Annotated in this window: 14 protein-coding genes; 6 read left to right on the top strand and 8 right to left on the bottom strand. The window is 75.1% G+C overall.

The genetic code is table 11. The features are described 5' to 3' along the window. Nucleotides 1-25: 25 nt before the first annotated feature. The 3 genes from ftsH to ABZW14_RS16640 form a co-directional block, all read right to left on the bottom strand. Entirely contained in the window at nt 26-2035 is a 2010-nt protein-coding gene (gene ftsH / locus ABZW14_RS16630; protein ID WP_355346530.1) for an ATP-dependent zinc metalloprotease FtsH, read from the bottom strand. 378 nt (nt 2036-2413) lie between these two features. Continuing rightward, nucleotides 2414-2989, bottom strand: a complete 576-nt coding sequence (hpt, locus tag ABZW14_RS16635; RefSeq protein ID WP_091267002.1) for a hypoxanthine phosphoribosyltransferase — start codon at nt 2987-2989, stop codon at nt 2414-2416. Between the two features lie 99 nt (nt 2990-3088). Continuing rightward, nucleotides 3089-3226 (bottom strand): hypothetical protein, encoded by a 138-nt coding sequence (locus ABZW14_RS16640; protein WP_355346533.1) that lies wholly within the window; start codon nt 3224-3226, stop codon nt 3089-3091. A gap of 150 nt (nt 3227-3376) precedes the next feature. Here ABZW14_RS16640 and ABZW14_RS16645 point away from each other — a divergent pair, with 150 nt between their 5' ends. Further along, nucleotides 3377-4339 (top strand): helix-turn-helix domain-containing protein, encoded by a 963-nt coding sequence (locus ABZW14_RS16645; protein WP_355346536.1) that lies wholly within the window; start codon nt 3377-3379, stop codon nt 4337-4339. Here the strand turns inward: ABZW14_RS16645 and ABZW14_RS16650 are convergent, their stop codons facing one another. From ABZW14_RS16650 to dacB, 4 genes are all read right to left on the bottom strand, one after another. Beyond that, on the bottom strand, nt 4340-5968 hold the full coding sequence (locus ABZW14_RS16650) for a gamma-glutamyltransferase family protein (RefSeq protein WP_355346539.1): 1629 nt from the start codon (nt 5966-5968) through the stop codon (nt 4340-4342). Nucleotides 5969-6068: 100 nt separating this feature from the next. Further along, the gene (tilS, locus tag ABZW14_RS16655; protein WP_355346801.1) at nt 6069-7073 is read right to left on the bottom strand and encodes a tRNA lysidine(34) synthetase TilS; all 1005 of its coding nucleotides are present in this window, start codon (nt 7071-7073) and stop codon (nt 6069-6071) included. Nucleotides 7074-7104: 31 nt separating this feature from the next. Next, nucleotides 7105-8175 (bottom strand): zinc-dependent metalloprotease, encoded by a 1071-nt coding sequence (locus ABZW14_RS16660; RefSeq protein ID WP_355346542.1) that lies wholly within the window; start codon nt 8173-8175, stop codon nt 7105-7107. Nucleotides 8176-8255: 80 nt separating this feature from the next. Beyond that, nucleotides 8256-9686, bottom strand: a complete 1431-nt coding sequence (dacB, locus tag ABZW14_RS16665; protein ID WP_355346804.1) for a D-alanyl-D-alanine carboxypeptidase/D-alanyl-D-alanine-endopeptidase — start codon at nt 9684-9686, stop codon at nt 8256-8258. Nucleotides 9687-10322: 636 nt separating this feature from the next. On the opposite strand from dacB, the gene ABZW14_RS16670 reads away from it, so the two are divergent. After that, complete coding sequence (locus tag ABZW14_RS16670; RefSeq protein WP_091266984.1) at nt 10323-10829, top strand: inorganic diphosphatase; 507 nt, start codon at nt 10323-10325, stop codon at nt 10827-10829. 63 nt (nt 10830-10892) lie between these two features. On the opposite strand, the gene eccD is transcribed toward ABZW14_RS16670, so the two are convergent. Continuing rightward, entirely contained in the window at nt 10893-12290 is a 1398-nt protein-coding gene (gene eccD / locus ABZW14_RS16675; protein ID WP_355346545.1) for a type VII secretion integral membrane protein EccD, read from the bottom strand. Nucleotides 12291-12390: 100 nt separating this feature from the next. Between eccD and eccCa the strand changes: the two genes are divergently transcribed. From eccCa to ABZW14_RS16695, 4 genes are all read left to right on the top strand, one after another. Continuing rightward, the gene (gene eccCa, locus ABZW14_RS16680) at nt 12391-16332 is read left to right on the top strand and encodes a type VII secretion protein EccCa (protein ID WP_355346548.1); all 3942 of its coding nucleotides are present in this window, start codon (nt 12391-12393) and stop codon (nt 16330-16332) included. A gap of 62 nt (nt 16333-16394) precedes the next feature. Further along, complete coding sequence (gene mycP, locus ABZW14_RS16685) at nt 16395-17747, top strand: type VII secretion-associated serine protease mycosin (RefSeq protein WP_355346551.1); 1353 nt, start codon at nt 16395-16397, stop codon at nt 17745-17747. Nucleotides 17748-17795: 48 nt separating this feature from the next. Next, nucleotides 17796-18593: a phosphatase PAP2 family protein gene (locus ABZW14_RS16690; RefSeq protein ID WP_355346554.1), complete on the top strand. Its 798-nt coding sequence runs from the start codon at nt 17796-17798 to the stop codon at nt 18591-18593. Nucleotides 18594-18623: 30 nt separating this feature from the next. Continuing rightward, on the top strand, nt 18624-19346 hold the full coding sequence (locus tag ABZW14_RS16695) for a phosphatase PAP2 family protein (protein ID WP_355346557.1): 723 nt from the start codon (nt 18624-18626) through the stop codon (nt 19344-19346). Nucleotides 19347-19352: the final 6 nt, after the last annotated feature.

Consider the following 19352-nt stretch of genomic DNA (forward strand, 5'->3'; position numbering starts at 1 on the left):
TGGGAGCTGGCCGTCGGGTCGGTCGTCAGTGGGTACCGTCCGAGTTGTTCGAGGGCGACCCGCCGACCGAGGCGCCGTCGGCCTGGGCCTGCGCCTTGAGGGTCTCCTTCTCGGCGGGCGTGAGCACGGGCGGCTCGGTGGAGGGCTGACGCTTGCCGAAGCCGTGGTAGGGGGCCATCGGTGGGCGCTTCGCCACCCGGGCGCAGATCCGGGCCATGTCGGCCGTGGAGAGGGTCTCCTTCTCCATCAGCTCGAGCACGATGTTGTCCAGGACGTCCCGGTATTCCACCAGGATCTCCCAGGCCTCGTCGTGGGCCAGCTCGATCAGCGCCCGCATCTCGCCGTCGATCTCGGCGGCGACCGCGTCCGAGTAGTCCCGCTCGTGGCCCATGTTGCGGCCGAGGAACGGCTCGTCGCCGCTGGTGCCGTACTTGATCGCGCCGAGCTTGGAGCTCATGCCGTACTGCGTGATCATCGCGCGGGCCAGCTGGGTGGCCTTCTCGATGTCGTTGCCGGCGCCGGTGGTGGGCTCGTGGAAGACCAGCTCCTCGGCGGCCCGGCCACCCAGCGCGTACGCCAGGGTGTCGATCATCTCGGCCCGGGTCTGGGTGTACTTGTCCTCGGTCGGCAGGACCAGGGTGTGGCCCAGCGACCGGCCCCGGGACAGGATGGTCACCTTGTGCACCGGCGCGGCGTGCGGCAGCGCCCAGGCGACCAGCGCGTGCCCACCCTCGTGGTACGCGGTGATCTTCTTCTCCTGGTCGCTCATCACCCGGGTCCGGCGCTGCGGACCGGCGATCACCCGGTCGATCGACTCCTCAAGGGAGTCGTTGGTGATCGCCCGCTGGTCCTTGCGGGCGGTGAGCAGCGCGGACTCGTTGATCACGTTGGCCAGGTCGGCGCCGCTGAAGCCGGGGGTGCGCCGGGCGACCGAGTCGAGGTCGACGTCGGGCGTGAACGGCTTGCCCTTGGCGTGCACCCGCAGGATGGCCTTGCGGCCCTCCATGTCGGGGGCGTCGACCGGGATCTGCCGGTCGAAGCGGCCCGGGCGCAGCAGCGCCGGGTCGAGGATGTCCGGCCGGTTGGTGGCGGCGATCAGGATGACGCCGCCCTTGGTGTCGAAGCCGTCCATCTCGACCAGCAGCTGGTTGAGCGTCTGCTCCCGCTCGTCGTGGCCGCCGCCCATGCCGGCGCCGCGGTGCCGGCCGACCGCGTCGATCTCGTCGACGAAGACGATCGCCGGCGCGTTCGACTTGGCCTGCTCGAAGAGGTCGCGGACCCGGCTGGCGCCGACACCGACGAACATCTCCACGAAGTCCGAGCCGGAGATGGAGTAGAACGGCACGCCGGCCTCACCGGCGACCGCGCGGGCGAGCAGGGTCTTACCGGTTCCGGGCGGGCCGAAGAGCAGCACGCCCTTCGGGATCTTGGCGCCCAGGGCCTGGTACTTCGCCGGGTTCTGCAGGAAGTCCTTGATCTCGTGCAGTTCCTCGACGGCCTCGTCCGCCCCGGCCACGTCCGCGAAGGTGGTCTTCGGCGTGTCCTTGGTGATCATCTTCGCCTTGGACTTGCCGAAGTTGAGCACCCGCGAGCCGCCGCCCTGCATCTGCGACATGAAGAACAGCAGCAGGAGCACGAGCAGCGCGATGGGCAGGAGGTTGACCAGCAGGCTCACCCAGATGCTGTCCGAGGAGACCTTGGTGTCGGCCGGGCCGGTGATCCGGTTGGCCGCCTTGGCGTCCAGCACCTCGTTCCAGACCTGGCCGCCCACCTCGTAGGGGAACTGCGCCTCGATCCGGTCGGTGGTGGTGTCACCGAACTTCGTCTTCTGGGCCAGGTCGAGCTGGAGCGTCTGCTCCTTGTCCTGGAAGACCGCCTTGTTGATCTTTGCGGTGTGGAGCTGGTCGAGCGCCACCGACGTGTCCACGCGGTGGTAGCTCGGGCCAGCCGTGAAGAGTTGACTGAGCACAACGGCGCCGAGGATGACCAGGATGATCCAGACCACCGGTCGGCGGAAGAAACGCGTACGTTCCATGCTGTTGTCGGGCACCGAGGCGCCCGCATCCTCCTGATCGACGTCCTGACCGTCTGAATGGTGTCGCCGCCTCGGGCGGCGGCCGTAGCCGCCGTGCGGGCCGGCCCCGACCCCGAGGCGCGTCAACTGCCGCGCCGCGGTCATTCGACGGTACACCGTTCGCGCCAGATGCGAGCTTGCGAGCCCGGCACTTACGCGTACGGCGAACCCGGGTTTGAGCCGGCGTGGCGGGGAGCTCCCCACCCGGCCACCCGACCGCCCGGTCACGCGGTTCGAGGGGTCGGGCGTGGAGGGTGCCTCCACGTCACCGGTCTCTACCGTAGACCGGAAGGCTGAGAGCCCGCTGAACGTCGGCTGACGACCAGCCGGGCGCCGGGGTCAGGCCCGGGCGTAGACCTCGGGCTTGAGCACGCCGACGTAGGGCACCTCGCGGTAGCGCTCGCCGAAGTCGAGGCCGTAGCCGACCACGAACTCGGTCGGGATGTCGAAGCCCACGTACTTCACCGGGACCGGCACCTTCACCGCGTCCGGCTTGCGGAACAGGGCGACCACCTCGACGCTGGCGGCGGAGCGCGACTCCAGGTAGCGCAGCAGCCAGGAGAGGGTCAGGCCGGAGTCGACGATGTCCTCGACGACCACGACGTGCCGGCCGGCGATGTCCCGGTCGAGGTCCTTGAGGATCCGCACCACGCCGGAGGAGGTGGTGCCCTGGCCGTACGAGGAGACGGCCATGAACTCCAGCTCGGCGGGCGGCCCCTGGCGGCCCAGCGCGCGGGCGAAGTCGGCCATGAACATGACCGCGCCCTTGAGCACGCAGACGAGCAGGAGACCGTCCTCGACGTGGGCGTAGTCCGCCGAGACCTGCTTGGCCAGTTCCGCGGTCTTCTCGCGGATCTGCGCCTCAGAGATGATCACGTGGTCGATGTCGGCGTCGTACCAGGAGCCGTCAGCCATGCTCCTAGCCTGCCGTACGCCGGATGGCCTCCGTCGGCGGGGCCGCCCCTTTTGGCGCGGTCCCGCCGAGGATTAACGGCGCAGATGGAGCAAATCACCTCAGCAGGTGCGGGAGCGCCAGGGGCGGCCGTCCTCGGTCGGCTTCCAGTCGGCCGAGTCCCGGGTGTCGACGGTCAGCCCGGCGGCGCTGGCGCCGACGAGGAGGAGCAGGAAGAGCAGGAGCAGCAGAACGGTCATGGCGGCGCTCGCTTTCGCGTGGTTGAGGTGGTTTTCGCCGCCGGTGCGCACCGGACACCACCAAGTCTGCGGGCCGCCACCCCCATCGGACAGTGGCAGGAATGCCAGCGATCCTCGATTTCCTGCCACCTGTCGGGTTACCCTCGTCACATGCTTCGATCCGTCGCCGTCGTCGCTCTCGACGAGGTGGCGGTGTTCGAACTCGGCGTGGTCGCCGAGGTGTTCGGCACCGACCGCACCGCCGACGGCTTCCCCGGCTACCGGTTCGACGTCTGCACCGTGGACGGCGGGCCAGTCCGCAGCCGGTCCGGTTTCCTGCTCACCCCGACCGCCGACCTGACCCCGATCGACGACGCGGACCTGGTGGCCGTGCCCGCACACGGCGACGGGAGGACGCCGGTGCCCGAGCCGGTGCTGGCCGCGCTGCGCCGGGCCGCCGACCGGGGCGCCTGGCTGCTCAGCGTCTGCTCGGGTGCGTTCGTGCTCGGCGCGGCGGGGCTGCTCGACGGGCGTGACTGCACGACCCACTGGCGGCACGTCGACGAGCTTCAGGAGCAGTTCCCGGCGGCCCGGGTGCACTGCAACTCGCTCTACGTGCAGGACGGGCGGCTGCTCACGAGCGCCGGCACGGCTGCCGGCATCGACGCCTGCCTGCACCTGGTCCGCCAGGCGCACGGCTCGGCCACGGCCACGCGGCTGGCCCGCCGGATGGTCGTCCCGCCGCACCGCGACGGCGGCCAGGCCCAGTACGTCGAGGCGCCCATCCCCCGGGCCCCCGAGGCGCCCACCCTGGAGCCGGTGCTGGAGTGGTTGATGGGGCACCTGGATCGGACGGTGACCGTGGACGAACTTGCCGCCCGGGCGGGCATGGCGCCGCGCACGTTCGCCCGCCGGTTCCGGGCCGAGACCGGCACCACGCCCCACGACTGGCTGACCAACCAGCGGGTCCTGCTCGCGCGGAGGCTGCTGGAGGAGACCCGGCTGAGCGTGGAGAGCGTCGCCGACCAGGCCGGGTTCGGCGACGCGGCGGCGCTGCGGCACCACTTCACCCGCCGGGTCGGCACCACGCCGCACGCCTACCGGACCACGTTCCGGGAGCGCGTCGAGGTCTGATCACCAGCCCAGCATCGCGCCGTCGACCCGGGACTCCGACCCGGCCACGTACCCACCGCCGGGCGCCCGCCAGATCGCCTGGCCGTAGCCGAAGACCGACGGCTCGGCCGCGACGGTGATCTCGTGCCCGCGCGACCGCAGCCCCGCGACCAGCTCGGGGTCCAGCTCCGGCTCCACCAGCAGCGTCCGGCCGGCGTGCCAGTACCAGCGCGGGGTGTCCAGGGCGGCCTGCGGGTCGCGCCCGCCGTCGACGGTGGCCGAGACGAGTTGCACGTGCCCCTGCGGCTGCATGTGCCCGCCCATCACGCCGAACGGGCCGACCGGCCCGCCGTCCCGGGTCAGGAAGCCCGGGATGATCGTGTGGTACGGCCGCTTGGCCGGCCCCACCACGTTCGGGTGGTCGGGGTCGAGACGGAAGCCGAGGCCGCGGTTCTGCAGCGCGAAGCCGTGCCCGGGGACCACCACGCGGGAGCCGAACGCCAGGTAGGTCGACTGGATGAGGCTGACCATCATGCCGCCGGCGTCGGCCGTGCAGAGGTAGACGGTGCCGCCGCGCTCCGGCTCGCCGGCCACCGGCTCACCCGCCCGCCCGGTGACCAGCGCCCGCCGGGCCGCCGCGTAGCCGGGATCGAGCAGCGCCGCGACGGGCACGTCGGCCCGCTCCGGGTCGGCCACGTGGGCGTGCGCGTCGGCGAAGCCGAGCTTCACCGCCTCGATCTGCCAGTGCAGCCGCTCCTCGGGCGGCAGCGCGGCCAGGTCGACCCCGTCGAGCACCTGGAGTGCCAGCAGCGCGGCGATCCCCTGCCCGTTGGGCGGCAGCTCCCACACCTCGTGCCCCCGGTAGCGCACCGGGACCGGGTCGACCCAGGTCGACGCGTGCCGGGCCAGGTCGTCGCCGGTCAGCCACCCGCCGGTCCGGGCCGCGTGGCCGTCGATCGCCGCCGCGATCCGCCCGCGGTAGAAGTCCTCCGCTCCGCTCTCGGCGATCCGCCGGAGCGTGCCGGCCGCATCCGGGTTGCGCCACCACTCCCCCGCTGCCGGGGCGCGGCCGTCCAGGGTGAACACCCGGCGGAACTCGGCGTGCTCCGCCCCGGCCGGCCCGTCGTGCGCGGCGACCGCGCGCGCCCAGGCGGCGGCCGTGCCGGCGGCCACCGGATAGCCGTGCTCGGCGTAGCCGATCGCGTCGGCGAACAGCTCGGCGAAAGGCAGGGAGCCGAACCGCTCGTGCAGGTCGCGCCAGCCGGCCGGGGCGCCCGGCACGGTCACCGGCAGCCAGCCCCGGGCCGGCATGGCGGGCCCCCGGCCCTGCGCCCCGCCCAGCGCGTCGACCGGCGCCACGCCGCGCCCGCCCGTCGCGGCCAGCACCAGCTCCCGGGTGAGCCCCGCCGGGGACCGGCCGGACGCGTTCAACCCGTGCAGCCGCTCGCCGTCCCAGACGATCGCGAAGAGGTCGCCGCCGATGTCGTTCGAGGGCGGCTGCACCACGGTCAGGGTGATCGCGGTGGCCAGCGCCGCGTCGACGGCGTTGCCGCCGCGCCGCAGCACGGCCAGGCCCGCGGCCGCCGCGAGCGGCTGGCTGGTCGCGACCGCGCCGCGGGGGGCCAGCAGCGGCTGTCGGGGGTACGCCATGAGCCCTGTCTACCGCCTCCGGCGGCTCCCGGCGACCCCGCTCCGCCCGGGATACCGCCACCTCGCCGTGCTGGCGGTTGAGTGCTGGATGCCGGACGGATCAGGTGGTGAGCCGGCCGGCGTGGCGGCGGACGAGAAGCCCGCCGGGCAGGTACGCCGGGCCCTGCCCGTGCCAGCCCGTGACCAGGGCGTCCAGCGCCGCCACGTGCCGGTGCGACAGGGCGGCCGGCGGGGCGCCCAGCTCCCGGGCCCAGGCGTGCAGCACCCGGGTGCGTACGGCCGCCGGCAGCGCGGCCAGGCCGTCGACCGAGAGCCCGCCCTCGGCGGCCCGGACCTCGGTGAGTGCGGCGGCGGCGAGGTCGTCCAGGGCCGCGGTGTCGGCGGCGAGCAGGCGGGCGGTCCGGGCCAGGTTGTCCACCACCCCCGGGCCGAGCGCCCGGACCAGCGCCGGCAGCACGTCGGCGCGGACCCGCGAGCGGGCGTACGCGGGGTCGGCGTTGTGCGGGTCGTCCCAGGGCGTGAGCCCGAGCGCGGCACACGCCGCCCGGGTGTCGTCGCGGGAGATGTCGAGCAGCGGGCGCAGCAGCGGCACGCCGTCCCGCTCGCGGCGCGGCGGCATGCCGGCCAGGCCGCGCGGGCCGGCGCCCCGGGCCAGCGCGAGCAGCACCGTCTCGGCCTGGTCGTCGCGCGTGTGCCCGAGCAGCACCCCGGCCGCGCCGTGCCGGTGTGCGGCGGCGAGCAGGGCGTCGTACCGGGCCTCGCGGGCGGCCGCCTCCGGGCCGCCGGGCCGGCCGGCGACCGTCACGGGGACCACCTCGACGGGACCGAGACCGGCGTCGCGTCCCCAGCGGGCCACCCGTTCGGCGCGCTCGGCCGAGCCGGGTTGCAGGCCGTGGTCGACGGTCACCAGGCCGGCCCGGCGGTCGAGGCGCGGCGCCACGAAGGCGGTGGCGGCGGCCAGGGCGAGCGAGTCGGCGCCGCCGGAGCAGGCGACCAGTACCGGCCCGGTCCCGGGCAGCCCGGTCAGCGTGCGGCGTACGGCGAGCCGGACGGCGGCGACCGCCGGGGCCGGCGCGGCGCCCGTTCGCGACTGCGGAGCGGGCAGCCCCGGCTCGCTCCTCGCCCGGACCACCGGCTCAGCCGGCGGCCGGGGGAACGCTCGCCGGCCCGCCGTGCACCCGGGCCACCCAGGCGTCCGGGTCGCCCAGCTCGTCGAGCCGGGGCAGGGTCAGCGGCGAGGAGAAGATCTTGTTGAACCCGGCCATGCCGACCCGGTCCACCACCCCGTGCACGAACTTGCGGCCCTCGGCGTACTGGCGCATCTTGACCTCGATGCCGAGCACCCGGCGGATCGCCTTCTCCAGCGGGTTGCCGGCCTCGCGGCGGCGGTTAAACGCCGCCCGGATGGACTCGACGCTGGGGATGACCTGCGGGCCGACGCCGTCCATGACGAACTCGGCGTGGCCCTCCAGCAGGGTCATCAGCGCGGTGAGCCGGTCCAGCACGGCCCGCTGCGCGGGGGTCTGCACGATGTCCAGCACGCTCGCGCGGCTCTCCGGGTCCTTCACCGCGTCGGAGAGCGTGGCCACGCCGCGGCGCAGCCGCTCCAGCACGTGCTCGCCGCCCTGCGAGGCGTCCACGAACGCCTGGACCTCGCTGAGGAAGTACGCCCGCATCCACGGCACGGCGGTGAACTGGGTCCGGTGGGTCACCTCGTGCAGGCAGACCCAGAGCCGGAAGTCGCGGGGGTCGGCCCCCAGCTTCCGTTCCACCTCGACGATGTTCGGGGCGACCAGCAGCAGCTGGCCGGGGTCACCGGCGAAGACCTCGTACTGGCCGAGCACCCGGCCGGAGAGGTAGGCCAGCACCGTGCCGGCCTGCACCCCGGTGAGCCGGGACCCGATGGCCTCGGTGAGCGGCCCGGGGCGCTTGTCGCCGGAGAGCCGGTCGACCAGCGGGGTGATCACCTCGCGCAGCCCGGCGATGTTGGCGGCCGCCCAGTCCCGGCGGTCGACCACGCGGACCGGCGGGTGGGTGACCTGGGAGCGCAGGCCCGTGTAGTCGGCGACGTGCCCGGCGGCCTCCTCGGTCAGCCGGCGCAGCTCGCCCACCACGTCGGTGGCCTCGGCGTACGACACCCGGGGGCCCGACTTGCCCAGCGCCCCCGCGGTCGCGGCGGCCAGATCCCAGTCCACGAACTGCGCCATGAACCCACCGTACCCGCGCCGCGACACCCCTACCCGGGCTCGCGAGCGCCGATCGACGCCGGTGACACCGGGCGGGACGGTCAGCGGCAGCCGCAGCGGGCCAGCGCGGAGGAGATCCGGTCGAGGGCCTGCCGGGTCTCGTCGAGGGAGTCCGGGGTGCGGTCGGTGAGGACGGCGAAGGTGAGCAACCGGCCGTCGGCCGTGGTGACCAGCCCGGCGATGGCGTTCACCCCGCTGAGCGTGCCGGTCTTCGCCCGGACCACGCCCGCGCCGGCCTTCGTCGTCGACGCCTGGTAGCGCTCGTCCAGGGTGCCGGACCAGCCGCCCACCGGCAGGCCGCCGAAGATCGCGGCGAGGTCGGGATGGCTCCCGTTGCCGGCGAGCGTGATCAGGTCGGTGAGCAGCGACGGGCTGATCCGGTTGGTGCGGGACAGGCCACTGCCGTCGGCGAGGCTGATCTCGTCGGCCGGCAGGCCCAGCTCGCCGAGCACCTGGTCGGTGGCGGCCGCGCCGCCGGCGAACGAACCCGGTTTGCCCTTGGCGAGCGCGACCTGGCGCGCCATCGCCTCGGCGATCACGTTGTCACTGTCGCTGATCATGATGTCGACCAGGCGGACCATCGGCAGCGACTGGACCTTGCCCAGCTCGGCGCCGGGCTCGGGCGTTGCGGTGGCGGTCGCACCGGAGGCGGCGGGAGCGGTGCCCCGCTTCACCTCGGCGGCGGCCCCGGAGAGCCCGAGGAGCTTGGCGAACTGCCGGCCGGCGGTCAGGTCCGGCTGGGGCACCCGCTCGGCCGCGTGGTTCATGGCCTCCTCGGTGCGGCGGGCCTCCGCCGGATCCCGCCGCGCGCCGTCGGTCATCAGCGCGGTGATGGCCGCACCGAACCCGCCGGTGGGGATGTCGGAGTCCCAGCCGGGCTCGTAGACCGGGCCGCTGAACAGGGACGAGTCGACCGTGACCTTGGTCGGGGCGGTGCCGCCGAGCGCCTTGCGGACCTGGGCGGCGAGGTCGTCCAGCCGGGCCGCGCCCGGGTAGAAGCCGTTCTTGTCGACCGCGAGGGTCGGGTCGCCGCCACCGACCAGGACCACCTCGCCGGGGGCTGCGCCGGCCACCGCCCGGGTGGGGATCCGGTACGCGGGGCCGCGGGCCGCCAGCACGGCGACGCCGGTGGCCAGCTTGGTGACCGAGGCGGGCACGGTCGGGCTGTCCTGCCCGGCGCCGTAGAGCGCCTGGCCGGTGGTCACATCGGCCACCGAGACGTTCACCCGCTCGCCGAGCGCCGCGGCACGGACCAGCGGTTCGAGGGCGGCGCGCACCCCCTCGGGGGTGGGCAGCGGCGCGTTGCCGTCCGCGCCGGCCAGCACGGCGGGCGGGGGCGGCTCGGGCGACTGAGCGGCGGCGGTGGGGTCGTCCGCACCACCCAGCCAGCCGGCCACCGGGCCGGGGCGGGCCACGGCCAGCCCGACCGCCGCCAGGGCGATGATCAGCACGCTTGCCAGCACCGCGACCAGCCGGACCGGGCGTCGGCGCGGCGGGGGCGACGGCGGTAGCGGTGCGGCGCCGACCGGCGGCACCGGCGGGCTCACCGGGATGCCGCCCGGAGCGTCGTAGCCGGGCCAGCTCACCGGGGCGGCCGGACCCGGGCCGTGGTCCCGGGGGTCCGGGTGCCCGTACTGCCGGGAATCGGCGTGCCCGTACTCCCGCGGGGCCGAGCGCCCGTATTCCTGCGGGGCCGAGCGGCCGTACTCCTGCGGGCGGCCGTACTCCTGCGGGACCGGGCGGCCGTACTCCTGCGGGCGGCCGTGTTCCGCGGGGCCGTACTGCCCGGGGTTGGCGCGGCCGACCGGCGCGGACCCGACGGGCGGCCCGGGGCGGTGGGCGGGGGTGGTGCCGGGGACCGAGACGCGGCCGGTGGCCCCGCCGGAACCGGAACCTGCGGACCTGCGCCCGTCAACCCCCTCGGGGCGGTAGTGTGAATCTTCCCTCCCCACGACCCCCTCCTCCCCCGCTCAAAAGCGCCTTGGGTGACACTACTTCGGTCCGAACACTATGCGGCGGCCGGAGCCGGCGGGGGGCGTTCACCCCGTCCGGTGGGCGGCGCCACTGGTTTCCGTTAGCCAGCGTGGGCAAACGAGGGAGCGTGGGAGATGGATTTCGACGTCACGGTTGAGATCCCCAAGGGTCACCGCAACAAGTACGAGGTGGACCACGCGACCGGCCGGATCCGGCTGGACCGCACCCTCTTCACCTCCACGCAGTACCCGGCCGACTACGGCTTCATCGAGGGCACCCTGGGCGAGGACGGCGACCCGCTGGACGCGCTGGTGCTGGTGCCCGAGCCCACCTTCCCGGGCTGTCTGATCCGCTGCCGGACCATCGGCATGTTCCGGATGACGGACGAGAAGGGCGGCGACGACAAGGTCCTCTGCGTGCCCTACGAGGACCCGCGCCAGGAGCACCTGCGGGACATCCACCACCTGGGCGAGTTCGACCGCCTGGAGATCCAGCACTTCTTCGAGGTCTACAAGGACCTGGAGCCGGGCAAGTCGGTCGAGGGCGCGACCTGGGTGGGTCGCACCGAGGCCGAGGCCGAGATCGTGGCCTCGTACCAGCGTGCCAAGGAGGCCGCCGAGCGCGGCGAGACCCTGCACTGACCTGATCCGCGCCGACGGGCCCGGGCCGCTCCACCGAGCGACCCGGGCCCGCGTGCGTGTGGCTCAGCCGAGCAGACCGCGGGCCCGGTCGTAGAGGTCGAGCACCGCGCAGGCCACCGGGACGACGGCGACCACCAGCGCGGTGTCGGTCAGGTCGGCCAGCCGGCCGAGGTACGGGGAGACCGGCCGGCGGGCGTACGTGGCGCCGGCCACCACGGCGAGCAGGGCCAGGGCCAGCCCGCCGACGGTCAGCGCCAGCCGACCGGCCGGACCGGCCCGGTCGGCGAGCACCGCGCCGAGGAGGGCGTACCCGGCCAGCCCGGCGGTGACCGCGGGCACCCGGTGGCGGACCGCCACGAAGAGCCGGGAGCGCAGCAGCAGCACCCCGCAGCCGACGGCCACCAGCAGCCGCCCGGCGATCCCGCCGGTGGTGGCGAGCACGGCGGCGGCCACGACCGCCAGCACCGCGTGCCCGAGCAGCATCCCGGTCAGCATCTCCTCGGTGCGAGCCACGGCCGCGTGCACCCGGGCCCGGTCGGGCAGGTCACGGACGCCCGGGGGGCCGCCGGCCGGCGCCGGCAGGGTGATCGGCGGCAGCGGCACCTTGCCGAGCCGGAGGGCCAGCAGCGGCAGCCCGCCGAGCGCGAAGACCAGCGCGCAGAGCAGCACGGACGCGGTGCCGGCCGGATCGAGGAACAGCCCGCCGAGGCCCGCGGCCGCGCCGGCCGCGCCGGTGGTCGCGCCGGCCAGGAAGACCCGGGACCGGCTGGCCACCCCGAGCAGGCCCAGCACGGACACCAGCAGCAGCGCCACCGAGCTGGCGAGCAGTTCGGGCGCGCCGACCCAGCCCAGGGGCCCGAACGGGCCGACCGGATCGCCGGAGCCGACCGCCAGGGCGCCGGCCGCGGCGGCCCAGGGCAGCGCGTACGCGCCGAGGGTGGCACCGACCGGCCCGTCACCGAAGGCCCGGGAGGCGGCGGTGGCGGCGAGCACCAGGAGCAGGGCCACCGCGGCGGCGACCGGCCAGCCACTGCGCGGCCCGGGGCCGGCGGCCAGCACCGCGCGCAGGCCGACGGCCAGCGACACGCCCGCCCCGGCCAGGGCGGCGCCCCGGGTGGCCCCGGGTGACCAGGCGGCCCCGCGGCGGCGGGCCCCGTCGGCGATCGCCTCGACCACGTCGTCGTATTCCAGTTCGGGCCACTGGGCGTGGGCCGGGACGAGGTGCAGCACCTCGCCGTCGCGGACGCCCTGGGGCAGCAGCGCCTGCGCGGTGGCCAGCACGCCGCCGTCGGTCCGCCGCAGCACCCAGCCGCCGTGCCGTTCGCCGTCGTCGGCCAGCCCCTCCCCGGCGTGCCGGAGCACCTCGGGCAGCAGCTCGGCCAGGGGGATCTGCTCCGGCAGGGCCACGTCGACCCGCCGCCGGGGGGCGCTGATCGTGACCCGGGCCAGCCCGCTTGTCATCGATGTCTCTCCATATCGAGCGGGAACGGTGGCTGACGGACGAGTGGACTTTACCTACGATGAGCCAGGCTCGGGTTACCGAGAGCCATGGGGAGGTCGGGTGTCCACTGTCGTCATCAAGCGGCCGCCGCGCCGCCCGGCGCCGGAGATCCCGGCCGGCGAGCTGCCCGTGGAGGCGCCGCCGGAGATCCCCGCGGTGGCCGGCGGACGCTGGCAGCAGGCGCTGATGGTGCTGCCGATGCTCGGCGGGACGGTGGCGATGGCCATGATGTTCGGCCGGGGCGGCGGGGCCTACTCGTACGTGGTGGGCGGCATGTTCGGGCTCTCCTCGGTGGCGATGCTGGTGACCTCGTGGGGCAGCGCCGGGCCGAAGAAGTCGGAGATGATGGCCGCCCGCCGGGAATACCTCCGGCACCTCGCCGCGCTGCGCCGCCGGGTCCGGGAGACCGCCGGGGCGCAGCGGGCCGGCCTCTACTACCGGCACCCCGCCCCTGGGCGGCTCTGGTCGACGGTGGACAGCCACCGGGTCTGGGAGCGCCGGCCGGGCGACCCGGACTTCGCCGTGGTCCGGGTCGGGGTCGGGCCGCAGACGCTGGCCACCCCGCTGCTCCCGCCGGTCACCCGGCCACTCGACGAGCTGGAGCCGATGACCGCCGGGGCGCTGCGGCGCTTCCTGGACGCGTACTCGGTGGTGCCGGACCTGCCGGTGGCGCTCTCGCTGCGCAGCTTCGCCCGGGTCTTCGTGCGCGGCCCGGCCGGCGCCGTCCGCGGCGCGGGTTCCCCGGCCGCACAGGCGCTGGCCCGGGCGGTCCTCACCCAGCTCGCCGTCTTCCACGCGCCCGACGAGCTGCTGATCGCGGTCTGCGCCGGGCCGGAACGCCGGGCGGGGTGGGAGTGGGTCAAGTGGCTCCCGCACGCCCACCATCCGACGCGCACCGACGCGCTCGGCCCGGTCCGGCTGGTGACCAGCTCGGCCGCCGACCTGGAGCGGCTCCTCGACGACGTGCTGGGCAGCCGGTCCCGGTTCAGTCCGGCGGGTCCGGCCACGGACGGGCCGCACGTGGTGGTGGTGCTCGACGGCGGCGACCTGACCGGCGCCACCGACCTGGCCGGCGACGGCGGGATCGACGCCGTCACCGTGCTCGACCTGGACACGCCGCCACCCCGCCTGCTCGACCGGTACGCCCTCCTGCTCGACCTGGTCGACGGCCGGCTGCACTCGCACTCCGCCGACGGGCACGCCGAGGTGGGCGCGGCCGACGCGCTGGAGCCGGCCGACGCCGAGGCGGTCGCCCGCCGGCTCGCCCCGCTGCGGCTGGCCGGGACGGCGCGTGGACCGGACGCCCCGCCCGGTGCCGAGCCGGGCCTGCCCGAGCTGCTCGGCCTCGGCGACCCGGCGAGCTTCACCGCGGAGCAGGGCTGGGCACCGCGGGCGGCCCGGGACCGGCTCCGGGTGCCGGTCGGGGTGGGCGCCGACGGCGGGGCGATCGAGCTGGACCTCAAGGAGTCGGCGCAGGACGGGATGGGCCCGCACGGCCTGCTCATCGGCGCCACCGGCTCGGGCAAGTCGGAGCTGCTCCGCACGCTGGTGCTCGGGCTGGCCGCCACGCACAGCTCGGAGCAGCTCAACTTCGTGCTGGTCGACTTCAAGGGTGGCGCGACGTTCGCGTCCTTCGAACGGCTGCCGCACACGGCCGCGGTGATCACCAACCTGGCCGACGCGCTGCCGCTGGTCGACCGCATGGTCGACGCGATCAACGGCGAGCTGATGCGCCGGCAGGAGCTGCTGCGCCGGGCCGGCAACTTCGCGAGCGTGCGCGACTACGAGCGGGCGCGGGCGGCCGGCACCCCCCTCGCCCCGCTGCCGTCGCTGCTGCTCGTCTGCGACGAGTTCTCCGAGCTGCTGTCCGCCAAGCCGGACTTCATCGACCTCTTCGTGCAGATCGGCCGGCTCGGCCGCTCGCTCGGCGTCCACCTGCTGCTCGCCTCGCAGCGGCTGGAGGAGGGCCGGCTGCGCGGGCTGGACACCCACCTGTCGTACCGGATCGGGTTGCGCACCTTCTCGGCGCTGGAGTCCCGCACGGTGCTCGGCGTGCCGGACGCGCACGAACTGCCGCGCAGCCCGGGGCACGGCTACCTGCGCTCGGGCACCGACCCGCTGGTCCGGTTCAAGGCCGCGTACGTCTCCGGCGCGGTACGCCGGCGCGGCGCCCCGGCGGGCGCGGCCGGCGCCGCCGGCCCACGGCTGCTCGCCTTCTCCACCCACCTGGTGCCGGTGCCCGAGCCGGCCACCCCGGCCGCCCTCCCGGCGGAGGAGGAGACCGGCGAGACCCTGCTCGACCTGATGGTCGGGCGGCTGGCCGGGCAGGGCCCGCCGGCGCACCGGGTGTGGTTGCCGCCGCTGGACGCCGCGCCCCCGCTCGACGAGCTGCTCGGCCCGGTCGGCGCGGATCCGGTCCGCGGGCTCACCGTGGGCAACCCGGAGCTGCACGGCGCCCTCCAGGTGCCGGTGGCCGTGGTGGACAAGCCGTTCGAGCAGCGCCGCGACCTGCTCTGGCTGGCCCTCGACGGCGCGGCCGGGCACGTGGCGGTGGTGGGCACCACGCGCAGCGGCCGGTCCACCCTGCTCCGCACCCTGGTCTGCGCGCTGGCGCTCACCCACACCCCGGCCGAGGTGCAGGTCTACTGCCTCGACTTCGGCGGCGGCGCGCTCGGCGCGCTGCGCGACCTGCCGCACGTCGGCGGGGTCAGCGGCCGCACCGACGACACCGCGGTCCGCCGGACCGTCGGCGAGATGGCCGCCCTCCTGGCCGAACGGGAGCGGCGGTTCGCCGAGGCGGGGGTGGAGTCGATGGCGGCCTGGCGAAGGCGACGGGCCGCGGCGGCGGCCACCGACCCGTTCGGCGACGTGTTCCTGGTCGTCGACGGTTGGAACACCCTGCGCGGCGAATTCGAGGACCTGGAACCGCTGGTCACCGAGCTGGCCACCCGGGGCCTGGCGTACGGGGTGCACGTGGTGGCGAGCGCGCTGCGCTGGTCGGACTTCCGGCCGGCGATCCGCGACCTCTTCGGCTCCCGGCTGGAGCTGCGCCTCGGCGACCCGGCCGACTCGGTGGTGGTGAAGCGGGCGCTCGCGGCGACCGTGCCGGATGAGCGGCCGGGGCGCGGGATCACCGCTGGCGGCCTGCACTTCCTCGCCGCCGCGCCCCGGGTCGCCGGCCTCGGCGCGCAGACCGGGGATCTGGTGAAGGCGGTCGCCGGGGCCTGGGCCGGACCGGCCGCGCCCCGGGTACGGCTGCTCCCGCCGGTGCTGCCCTACGCGGAGCTGGACCAGGCCGCCACCACCGGGCTGGCGTTCCCGATCGGGGTGGCCGAGGCGGACCTGCGCCCGGTGGTGCTGGACTTCGCGACCGAACCCAACTTCGTGGTCTTCGGCGACGCCGAGTGCGGCAAGTCCTCGTTCCTGCGCGCGCTGGCCACCTCGATCGTCCACCGGTTCACGCCGGAGCAGGCCCGGGTCATCCTGGTCGACTACCGGCGCAGCCTGATGGGCACGGTCGAGACGGCGCACCTGATCGGCTACGGGACCGCCGCGCCGCACACGGCCGAGCTGATCGACTCGGCGGCCGGCTACCTCCAGGGGCGGCTGCCGGGACCGCAGGTCACCCCGGCCGAGCTGCGTACCCGGTCGTGGTGGTCCGGACCGGAGCTGTTCGTGCTGGTGGACGACTACGACCTGGTGGCCGGTGGGCCGACCAACCCGTTGCGCGCGCTGGAGGAGCACCTGCCGCACGCCCGGGACGTCGGCCTGCACCTGGTGCTGGCCCGGCGTTCCGGAGGCGCGGGCCGGACCTCGTTCGAGCCGGTCATCCAGCGGCTGCGGGAGCTGTGCACGGCCGGGCTGGTGATGTCGGGCGGCCCGGAGGAGGGTCCGCTCGTCGGTCAGGTGAAGGCCGGCCCGCTGCCACCGGGCCGGGGCCGGCTCGTGACCCGGCGCGAGGGCGTACGTCTGGTCCAGCTCGCCCATCTCCCACCCGGGTGACCCGAGTGGCAGCGTGGCCCCCGGGAGAACCGGTAATCTCCGAGCAGCATGTGTCTGACGCGATGAAATGGCTGGGGAATGTGACCAGGGATCGGCAGGGAGTTCCCACCGCGCCTCCCCGGCGTCTCGCCGGACGTGCGTTGCTCGGCGCGCTTGCCGCCGTGGCCGCCGTGGCCGGCCCGCTGGCCCCGCCCGCCCACGCCGCCGCGCCCACCGCCGTTCCCGTCGTCGCCGCCGCCGGAGCCGCCCGGGTGGCGCCGGTGGACGAGTTCGCCGGTATGGATCCGGCCCGCGACGGCCAGTGGCAGCTCGCCAAGTTGCAGGCGCAGGCCGCCTGGCAGAGCTCCACCGGCCGCGGCGTCATCGTCGCCGTGATCGACTCCGGAGTGGACGGTTCCCACCCCGACCTGGCCGGCCAGGTGCTGCCCGGCGTCGACCTGGTGTCGAGCGGTGTCGACGGGCCCGATCCGGTGGGGCACGGCACCACGGTCGCCGGCCTCATCGCCGGGCGCCGGGACGACGACCGGGGCGCGGTCGGGCTGGCGCCGGACGCCAAGATCCTTCCGGTCCGCGTGCTCGACCAGGAGAACCGGTACGACGACGCGGTCACCGTCGCCAACGGGGTGCGTTGGGCCGTCGACCACGGCGCCCGGGTCATCAACCTCTCCCTCGGCGGCACCGACACCAGCGAGGCCCTGGCCGCCGCCATCGACTACGCCTTCGCCCGCAACGTCGTGGTGGTCGCCTGCACGGGCAACCTGGCCACCTCCAAGACCCGCGACGTCTGGTACCCGGCCCGTGAGCCGGGCGTCCTCGCCGTCACCGGGCTGGACGAGAACGACAACCTCTGGTCCGGCTCCATCACCGGCCACGAGACGGTGCTCAGCGCTCCGGCGACCGCGATCTACGGCGCCCGCCCCGGCGGCGGCTACTGGCTCATGCAGGGCACCAGCTTCGCGGCTCCCCTGGTCGCGGCGACGGCGGCCCTGGTCCGGGCGAAGTACCCGCAGATGTCGGCCGCGGACGTGGTCAACCGGATCATCACGACGGCGCGGGACCTCGGACCCACCGGCCGCGACGACCGGTTCGGCTACGGCATGGTGAACCCGGTGGCGGCGCTGACGGCGGACGTGCCCCCGGTGGGACGCAACCCGCTCGACGACAACGACTCCCCCGGGTCGGTGGGCTTCGGCTGGGCGCCCGGCTTCGGCCCGGACAACCAGGCCGCCGCCGCGCCGGGCGGCGATCCGTTCCACGCCGCCGCGCCCAACCAGCAGGCCCGCTGGGCCGCCCGGCCGGCCGGCCAGGTCGACAACTCGACGCGGGAGCGGCTCTGGCCGGGGCTCGTCCTCTTCGTCGCCCTGGTCACCAGCACCGCCCTGGCGATCCGCCGCTTCCGGCAGTCCCGCCGCTGACCGGTCCCGCCGGTCTGAGCCGGTCCCACCGTGGGTAGTGAACAGCGCATGAACACGCCGGGCGGCCTGATCTCCACGCGCAAGAGCTCCTGGCGGCGCCGCCGCCTCGACCCCGACCACTCGCTGGGACTCCGGCTGACCCTGGCGGCCACCGGCGCGTTCCTGGTGCTGGTGCCCTTCGCCCTGCTCGCGCTGCTGGTGCTCGGCGCGTGGCCGCCGCTGTCCCGGCTGGACGCGGCGATCACCGACTCGCTGCACGGGTACGCCCTCGACCACCCGACCCTGGTCCGGCTGACGGACGTCTGGACCAACGTGTTCGGGCCCGGTCCGCTCCGGGTGGCCGCCGCCGGCGTGGTGATCTGGCTGCTGTGGCGCGGCGCCCCCCGGCTGGCCCTCTGGGTGGTCACCACGATGACCGTCGGTGGGCTGCTCGGCGCGCTGCTCAAGCTGCTCGTCGGCCGGCACCGGCCGGACCTGCTCGACCCGGTCGCACGAGCGGCCGGCTACTCCTTCCCCTCCGGCCACGCGCTGAACGCCACCCTGGCCGCAGGGGTGCTGCTGCTGGTCTTCCTGCCGTTCGCCCGGCACAGCAGGCCGCTGCGCGGCGCACTCTGGACGGCCGCGGTGCTGATCGCCGTGGCGACCGGGCTCAGTCGGATCGTGCTGGGCGTGCACTGGACCAGTGACGTGGTGGGAGGCTGGCTGCTCGGCGTGGCGGTCATCGCCGCCACCACGGCCGCGTTCTCCACTTGGCGGACCCGGGTGGGCCGGCGGCCGGCGCGTACCGCCCGGGAGGGGGTCGAGCCGGAGCTGGCCGAACCGGGGCCGGACGGCCGGCACGCGTAGTCCGGTACCCGCCGGGGTAAAGGGCCGCTCATGTCCGATGTCGCGGTCCAGATCGCCCGGCGGGTGCTGCTGCCGGTGACCCTGCTCTTCGCCCTGCTGGTGGGGCTCGGCCTGCTGGTGACCCGGGTGCTCGCGCACACCTGGCCGTTCACCGTGGAGGACACGGTCAACCGCGATCTGGCGGCGCACCGGACTCCCGGCTGGAACGACGTCTCGCTGGTGTTCAGCACGCTCGCCAGCACCCAGCTGATCGTCGTGGTGACCGTGCTGGTGGCGCTGGTGCTGCGGCTGGTGCTGCACCGCTGGCGAGAACCGATCTTCCTCTGCGCCGCGGTGAGCGCGCAGGCGCTGATCTTCCTCTTCACCACGATGGTCATCGACCGGCACCGGCCGGCCGTCGAGCACATGGACGACTCGCCGCCGACCTCCAGCTTCCCGTCGGGGCACACCTCGGCCGCCATGGCGCTCTACGTCGGCATCGCGGTGCTGCTGGCGCTGCGGGCGCGGAGCACCCCGGCCAAGATCACCTGGTGGACCCTGCTGGTGCTGGTGCCGATCGGGGTCGCGCTCACCCGGATGTACCGGGGCATGCACCACCCGAGCGACGTGGTGGCGTCCTTCGTCAACGGCGGCCTATGTGTGGCGATCATGGCGCGGGCGGTGCTCGACCGCACGCTCACCTGGGGCCGGGCCAGGCTGCCGCTCGGCCGCTCCGGCGACGACGTCACCCCGGCCAGCACCGTCACCGGCTGACCGCCG

It is taken from the genome of Micromonospora sp. NPDC004551 (assembly GCF_040609975.1).
GTDB lineage: Bacteria > Actinomycetota > Actinomycetes > Mycobacteriales > Micromonosporaceae > Micromonospora.

Coding starts and splice junctions, on each gene's coding strand:
- mycP (WP_355346551.1), top strand. CDS start 16,395: ATGAAATGGCTGGGGAATGTGACCAGGGATCGGCAGGGAGTTCCCACC.
- ABZW14_RS16695 (WP_355346557.1), top strand. CDS start 18,624: ATGTCCGATGTCGCGGTCCAGATCGCCCGGCGGGTGCTGCTGCCGGTG.
- ABZW14_RS16690 (WP_355346554.1), top strand. CDS start 17,796: ATGAACACGCCGGGCGGCCTGATCTCCACGCGCAAGAGCTCCTGGCGG.
- ABZW14_RS16640 (WP_355346533.1), bottom strand. CDS start 3,226: ATGACCGTTCTGCTGCTCCTGCTCTTCCTGCTCCTCCTCGTCGGCGCC.
- ABZW14_RS16645 (WP_355346536.1), top strand. CDS start 3,377: ATGCTTCGATCCGTCGCCGTCGTCGCTCTCGACGAGGTGGCGGTGTTC.
- hpt (WP_091267002.1), bottom strand. CDS start 2,989: ATGGCTGACGGCTCCTGGTACGACGCCGACATCGACCACGTGATCATC.
- ABZW14_RS16650 (WP_355346539.1), bottom strand. CDS start 5,968: ATGGCGTACCCCCGACAGCCGCTGCTGGCCCCCCGCGGCGCGGTCGCG.
- ABZW14_RS16660 (WP_355346542.1), bottom strand. CDS start 8,175: ATGGCGCAGTTCGTGGACTGGGATCTGGCCGCCGCGACCGCGGGGGCG.
- eccD (WP_355346545.1), bottom strand. CDS start 12,290: ATGACAAGCGGGCTGGCCCGGGTCACGATCAGCGCCCCCCGGCGGCGG.
- ftsH (WP_355346530.1), bottom strand. CDS start 2,035: ATGGAACGTACGCGTTTCTTCCGCCGACCGGTGGTCTGGATCATCCTG.
- ABZW14_RS16670 (WP_091266984.1), top strand. CDS start 10,323: ATGGATTTCGACGTCACGGTTGAGATCCCCAAGGGTCACCGCAACAAG.